The sequence below is a fragment of the Roseateles sp. P5_B10 genome (genome assembly GCF_056400485.1).
On the sequence record NZ_JBFULE010000248.1, the window covers coordinates 1 to 6,807 of the forward strand.

General features: G+C 66.9%; 6 protein-coding genes. 4 read left to right on the forward strand and 2 right to left on the reverse strand.

Going from position 1 to position 6,807, the window contains the following annotated elements:
• Positions 1–668: substrate-binding periplasmic protein (locus AC1DU6_RS15795; RefSeq protein WP_477858205.1), on the forward strand; the 668-nt coding region annotated here is incomplete at its 5' end.
• Here the strand turns inward: AC1DU6_RS15795 and AC1DU6_RS15800 are convergent.
• Positions 649–900, reverse strand: a complete 252-nt coding sequence (locus AC1DU6_RS15800) for a DUF4212 domain-containing protein (RefSeq protein WP_457323661.1) — start codon at positions 898–900, stop codon at positions 649–651. The two genes, AC1DU6_RS15795 and AC1DU6_RS15800, sit on opposite strands and share 20 nt — an antisense overlap.
• Positions 901–957: 57 nt before the next feature.
• Between AC1DU6_RS15800 and prfB the strand changes: the two genes are divergently transcribed.
• From prfB to AC1DU6_RS15815, 3 genes are all read left to right on the forward strand, one after another.
• A protein-coding gene (prfB, locus tag AC1DU6_RS15805) for a peptide chain release factor 2 (protein WP_157281678.1) occupies positions 958–2,062 on the forward strand; the annotation gives its coding sequence in 2 pieces (ribosomal slippage) (positions 958–1,038 and positions 1,040–2,062; 1,104 coding nt in all).
• Positions 2,063–2,146: 84 nt separating this feature from the next.
• Entirely contained in the window at positions 2,147–4,810 is a 2,664-nt protein-coding gene (gene pepN / locus AC1DU6_RS15810) for an aminopeptidase N (protein ID WP_477858208.1), read from the forward strand.
• Between the two features lie 3 nt (positions 4,811–4,813).
• Positions 4,814–5,824, forward strand: a complete 1,011-nt coding sequence (locus AC1DU6_RS15815; protein WP_477858210.1) for a class 1 fructose-bisphosphatase — start codon at positions 4,814–4,816, stop codon at positions 5,822–5,824.
• A 19-nt stretch (positions 5,825–5,843) separates the two neighbouring features.
• On the opposite strand, the gene AC1DU6_RS15820 is transcribed toward AC1DU6_RS15815, so the two are convergent.
• The gene (locus tag AC1DU6_RS15820) at positions 5,844–6,620 is read right to left on the reverse strand and encodes an alpha/beta hydrolase (RefSeq protein ID WP_056198683.1); all 777 of its coding nucleotides are present in this window, start codon (positions 6,618–6,620) and stop codon (positions 5,844–5,846) included.
• Positions 6,621–6,807: the final 187 nt, after the last annotated feature.

Sequence of the window (6,807 nt, forward strand, 5' to 3'; positions counted from 1 at the left end):
GCCATATCCAAGGCGTCGTGCCCGATCTGCTGGACGAGCTGGCCCGGCGCAGTGGCTGCAAGCTGACCCTGCGCTACGCGCCTCGTGCGCGCGTGCTGCTGGACTTCGAGCACGGCAGCATCGACGTGCTGACCTCGGCCATGCGCGCCGCCGACCGCGACCGGGTCGGGCACTTCCTGCCCTATGCCTTCACGGAACTGGATCTGATCGTCGCGTCGGAGCGCGGGCCGCGCTCGCTGGAGGCCTTTGTCGGCCGGCCCGACCTCAAGCTCGGAATCGTCCGTGGCGTGCGCGTAGGTGAGGTGCTGGAGGAACGGATCGCACCGCTGCTGGCCTCGCGCCAAGCCGAGTATTCGCCCGACTTCAACAACCTGGCGGCCAAGCTGACGGCCGGGCGCATCCAGGCAGCCATCATTCCCAACATGATCCATGCCAAGCTCAAGCGGGATGGCGCACTGCCGGCGCAGAGCATCGTCGTCGACCTGCCGGAGGCCGGCACCGAACCCATCGGCCTTTACCTGAACCGCACCACCGTCACCGAGGACGACGTTCAGCTGCTGCAGGCCCAGATCACCCTGCTGAGGCGCGAAGGCTGGATCCAGCAGCTCTACGCGCGTTATGTCGGCGAGGCCGAAGCCCGGCGCCTGTTCAGGACCGAGGCTCGCTGAACTCGGCCTCCAACTTGTCCATCTGTCTCGCGTAGACGATGACGATGGCGCAAAAGCCCAGCAGCGCACCCTGCGAAGCCAGCCAGAAGGCCAGCGGCCATCCGAACACCTCGACGCTGAGTTCGCGCGCAAAGAACACAGGCACAAAACCGACGATTGCCCACGCCAGCAGCAACCACACCGTCAGGCGGCGGGTGCGGCGCCAATAGTCGTCGCGCAGCGGAGCTGTCATGGCGGCCATTCTCACCCATGAGAAAATCCGCGTTTCGCCAAGAACCAAGCGACCGTCATGGACATCGAACACATCAACCAAATCGGCAACAACCTGGCCGACCTCACAGCGCGTACCGACGCGCTAAGGGGGTATCTTTGACTTCGACCGCAAAGCACTGCGACTGAACGAGGTCAACGCCTCCCTCGAGAATCCCAACGTCTGGAACGACCAGAAGCGCGCCCAGGAACTGGGCAAGGAAAAGCGCACGCTGGAGGCCGTCGTCGACACGATCACGACGCTGACCAGCTCGCTGGCGGACAACACCGAGCTGTTCGAGATGAGCCGCGAGGAAGGCGACGAGGCCGGCATGCTGGCCATCGAGCAGGACGCCGCCGCGCTGCAGGCCAAGGTCGAGGAACTCGAGTTCCGCCGCATGTTCAACAACCCGGCCGACCCGCTGAACTGCTTCATCGACATCCAGGCCGGCGCCGGCGGCACCGAAGCCTGCGACTGGGCCGGCATGCTGTTGCGCCAGTACCTGAAGTACTGCGAGCGCAAGGGCTTCAAGGCGACGCTGGAAGACGAGACGCCCGGCGACGTGGCGGGCCTCAAGAGCGCGACCATCAAGGTCGAGGGCGAGTACGCCTTCGGCCTGCTGCGCACCGAGACCGGCGTGCACCGCCTGGTGCGCAAGAGCCCGTTCGACAGCTCCGGCGGCCGCCACACCTCGTTCGCGTCGCTGTTTGTCTACCCCGAGGTGGATGACAGCATCGAGATCGACATCAACCCGGCCGACGTGCGCACCGACACCTTCCGCGCCTCGGGCGCTGGTGGCCAGCACATCAACAAGACCGACTCGGCCGTGCGCCTGACGCACATCCCGACCGGCATCGTCGTGCAGTGCCAGGACGGCCGCAGCCAGCACAGCAACCGCGACGTCGCCTGGAAGCGCCTGCGCTCGCGCCTGTACGACCATGAGATGCGCAAGCGCCAGGAAGAACAGCAGAAGCTGGAAGACACCAAGACCGACGTCGGCTGGGGCCACCAGATCCGCTCCTATGTGCTGGACCAGAGCCGCATCAAGGACCTGCGCACCAACTACGAAACGTCTGCCACGCAGAAGGTGCTGGACGGCGATCTCGACCCGTTCATCACGGAGTCGCTGAAACAGGGCGTTTGATGCCCTCCCTGAAGCACTGCGCGCCCGCGTTCCGGCTGGCGCGCAGCGCTTCGACTGAACTGACCGATTTCYAAGGAAGCCCCAATGCGTGAAGGCAATGCMACCCTGATCCAACGCCTGGACTACCAGCAACCGGCGTTCTGGATCCGCAAGGTCGACCTGACCTTCGATCTCGACCCGGCCAAGACCCTGGTCACCAGCAAGATGCAGATCGAGCGCAACCGCGCCGTGCCCCACGGCCCGCTGCGTTTGCACGGCGAGGAACTGAACCTGCTGCGCGTGCTGATCGACGGCGCGAGCGTCTCCTTCCGCCAGGAAGGTAACGAGCTCATCATCGAAGGCRCACCCGACGCCGACTTCGCGCTCGAGATCCGCAACACCACTTGCCCGGACAAGAACACGGCCCTCTCCGGCCTGTACACCTCGGGCGGCAGCTTCTTCACGCAATGCGAGGCCGAGGGCTTCCGCCGCATCACCTATTTCCTGGACCGCCCCGACGTGATGGCCGTCTACACGGTCACGCTGCGCGCCAACGCTACCCTCTACCCGGTGCTGCTGTCCAACGGCAATCTCGTCGACAGCGGCACGCTCGACAACGGCCGCCACTTCGCCGTCTGGGCCGACCCCTTCCCCAAGCCCAGCTATCTGTTCGCCGTCGTCGCCGGCGACCTGGTGGCGCGCGAGCAGCGCATCCGCACCCGCGCCGGCAAGGACCACCTGCTGCAGGTCTATGTGCGCCGCGGCGACCTGGAGAAGACCGAGCATGCGATGAACTCGCTGATCGCCTCCATCGTCTGGGACGAGGCCCGCTTCGGCCTGCCGCTGGACCTGGAGCGCTTCATGGTGGTCGGCGTGTCCGACTTCAACATGGGCGCGATGGAGAACAAGGGCCTGAACATCTTCAACACCAGCGCCCTGCTCGCCTCGCCCGCCACCGCAACGGATGCGGACTTCAACCGCATCGAGTCCATCGTCGCCCACGAGTATTTCCACAACTGGACCGGCAACCGCGTCACTTGCCGCGACTGGTTCCAGCTGTCGCTCAAGGAAGGCCTGACCGTCTTCCGCGACCAGGAGTTCTCGATGGACATGGCCGGCACGCCGTCGGCCCGTGCCGTCTGCCGCATCCAGGACGTGCGCCAGCTGCGCGCCGCGCAGTTCCCCGAGGACAGCGGCGCCATGGCCCACCCGGTGCGCCCGGACAGCTACAGCGAGATCAACAACTTCTACACGGCCACCGTCTACGAGAAGGGCGCCGAGGTCGTGCGCATGTACCAGACGCTGGTCGGCCGCAAGGGCTTCGAGGCGGGCATGAAGCTCTACTTCGAGCGCCACGACGGCCAGGCCGTGACCTGCGACGACTTCGCGCAGGCGATTGCCGACGCCAACCCCGGCTCGGGCCTCGCTACGCGCCTGGACACTTTCAAGCGCTGGTACTCGCAGGCCGGCACGCCGCGCGTGACCGCCCGCGGCGAGCATGACGCCGCCGCCCGCACCTTCACGCTGCGCTTCACGCAGACCACACCCGCCACGCCGGGCCAGGGCGACAAGCAGCCCCAGGTGATCCCCATCGTCATGGGTCTGCTGGACCGCCACGGCGCCGCACTGCCCGTGAACGCCAACGGCGACACCGAGGGCGTGGTGGTACTGGACCAGGCCGAGCAGACCTTCATCTTCGAGAACATCGACAGCGAGCCCGTGCCCTCGCTGATGCGCGGCTTCTCGGCGCCGGTGGTGCTGGAGGACGGCCTGTCCGACGCCGGCCTGATCGTGCTGATGCGCCACGACAGCGACCCTTTCAACCGCTGGGAAGCCGGCCAGCGCCTGGCGCTGAACCGCATCCTGCATTCGCTGCGCGCGGGCCAGCCGCTGGTGCTGAGCCCCGTCTTCATCGACGCGATGCGGGTCCTGCTCAACCATCCCGAGTTGGACCCGGCCTTCAAGGAACTGGCCCTGACCCTGCCTGGCGAGGCCTATATCGCCGAGCAGCTCGACGTCGTCGACCCACAGGCCATCCACGCTGCCGTCATGGCCGCGCAAACCCAGCTCGCCGCCGCCCTGCGCGACGACTGGGCCGCGGCCTTCGAGGCCAACCAGATCAGCGGTGGCTACACGCCCGACCCGGTCTCGTCCGGCAAGCGGGCGCTGGCCAACCTGGCCCTGTCCATGCTCGTGCTGGATGCGCAGGCCACGGGCGACACCGTCTGGCCGGGCAAGGCCTACCAGCGCTTCAAGGACGCGTCCAACATGACCGAGCGTCTCGGCGCGCTGGCCGCCCTGGTGAACGCCAACGCCGAACTGGCCGCACCGGCCCTGCAGCGCTTCCACGCGCTGTTCAAGGACGATGCGCTGGTGGTCGACAAGTGGTTCTCGCTCCAGGCGCGCGCGCCCGAGGCCGATGGCCGTGTGTTCGCGCGTGCCAAGGCGCTGACCAAGCATGCCGACTTCACACTCAAGAACCCGAACCGCGCGCGCAGCCTGTTGGCCTCGCTGTACATGTTCAACCCGGCCGCCTTCCACCGCGCCGACGCGGCCGGCTATGTGTTCTGGGCCGAGCAGGTGCTCGCCATCGACACCATCAACCCGCAGCTCGCCAGCCGCCTCGCCCGCGCGATGGACCGCTGGGCCGTGCTGGCCGAGCCCTACCGCAGCGCCGCCCGCGAGGCCGTCGCGCGCGTTGCCGCCAAGCCTGATCTGTCGAGCGACGTGCGCGAGATCGTCGAACGCGCGCTGGCCTCGGGAGGCTGATCGATGTCTCGTCAAACCAGCCTGACCCAATACCTCGTCGAGCAGCAGCGCGAGCACGGCCACATCCCGCAGGAACTGCGCCTCTTGATCGAGGTCGTCGCCCGCGCCTGCAAGCGCATCGCCATCGCCGTCAACAAGGGGGCGCTGGGCGACGTGCTGGGCACCGCCGGCAGCGAGAACGTGCAGGGCGAGGTGCAGAAGAAGCTCGACATCATCGCCAACGAGGTGCTGATCGAKGCCAATGAATGGGGCGGCCACCTCGCGGCCATGGCCAGCGAGGAGATGGACGGCATCTACGTCGTGCCCAACCGCTACCCCCAGGGTGAATACCTGCTGCTGTTCGACCCGCTGGACGGCTCCAGCAACATCGACGTCAACGTGTCCATCGGCACCATCTTCAGCGTGCTGCGCAAGGTGGGCCATTCGCGTGGCGTCAGCGAAGAAGACTTCCTGCAGCCCGGCAAGCAGCAGGCGGCGGCCGGCTACTGCGTCTACGGACCGCAGAGCATGCTGGTGCTGACGGTGGGTGACGGCGTGGCTGTCTTCACGCTGGACCGCGAGACCGGCTCCTGGGTGCTGACGCAGGACCAGGTCAGGATTCCCGAAGACACCAAGGAATTCGCGATCAACATGTCCAACCTGCGCCACTGGGCGCCGCCGGTGCGCCGCTACATCGACGAATGCCTGGCCGGCTCCACAGGGCCTCGTGGCAAGGACTTCAACATGCGCTGGGTCGCCAGCATGGTGGCCGACGTGCACCGCATCATGACCCGCGGCGGCGTCTTCATGTACCCCTGGGACCAGCGCGAGCCCGACAAGCCCGGCAAATTGCGCCTGCTGTACGAGGCCAACCCGATGGCCTTCCTCGTCGAGCAGGCCGGCGGCGTGGCCACCACCGGCAGTGAACGCATCATGGACCTGAAGCCGACCAAGCTGCACGAACGCGTGGCCGYGGCCCTGGGCTCCAAGAACGAGGTCGAGCGTATCGCCGCCTATCATCTCGACGCGTCCTGAGAAGCGTACCAAGAAGCGTCTATGGCATAGGCCGGTCCATCCAGCCTGTGATGAGCTGGACGGCCTCGGCCTCCATGCCGATGAAGCCGTGCCAGTGGAGGGCCTCGCAGGCGTCGCCCGTCGGGTCGGCGCCGCCGTCGACCACGACCAGCTTCTTCACTGGCGCAGCCGTCAGCCCGCGCGGGATGTAGCCCACGTCATGAGGCAGAGTCTGCCGGCACTGGTCCTTGGCGTGGTGCAGCACCAGCACCGGCACGCGGATGGCCGACAACTCCTGGCGCGGCACGGCGCCCGGCTTGTCCCAGGCGACGATGCTGGACGTCAACACCAGGCCGGCGATCTCCCCCTGCAATCGGATGGCCGCCGCCGTGGCCGACACCGTTCCACGACTGGTGCCGACCAACCAGACCGGCAATGGCGACTTCTGCCTGACGGCCTTCAGCACTTCGCGGATGTCGGTCATGTGGGCGTCCGAGATGCGCTCGCTGTAGCCCAGATCGGGCGTGTCGCTCGGCTTGCCGAAGATGGCGACGTTGTAGCCGCGCGCGGCGAACTCCCCTGCGGAGCGGACCAGGAAATTGCGGCTCGTTGGCCGGCCCGCTTCGATGCGCCCGAAGCCGCCGCTGCCACCGGGAAACAGCAACACCGTCGCCCGCGCCGCTTCGGCAGCCTGCCAGAACACCGGCGTGACAACGCCCTCGCGGGTGGCGACGTCGAAGCGCCCATCCTCGGCCTGGGTCAGCGCCGTGGCACCCAGCATCCACGCCCCCAGCAGCAGATTCCTGATCTTTTTCATGCGCCGGAGTTTGCGTCCTGACGCCCGAAAAGCAAGCCGATCTTGGCGGCTCAATGCAGTTGCGCTATGATCTCGGGCTTCGCTGGCCGCTGGGGAATGACCWTCGGTTGAGCGTGAGGCCGGCATAGCTCAGTTGGTAGAGCAGCGCATTCGTAATGCGAAGGTCGGGGGTTCGACTCCTCTTGCC

Coding starts and splice junctions, on each gene's coding strand:
- AC1DU6_RS15800 (WP_457323661.1), bottom strand. CDS start 900: ATGACAGCTCCGCTGCGCGACGACTATTGGCGCCGCACCCGCCGCCTG.
- AC1DU6_RS15820 (WP_056198683.1), bottom strand. CDS start 6,620: ATGAAAAAGATCAGGAATCTGCTGCTGGGGGCGTGGATGCTGGGTGCC.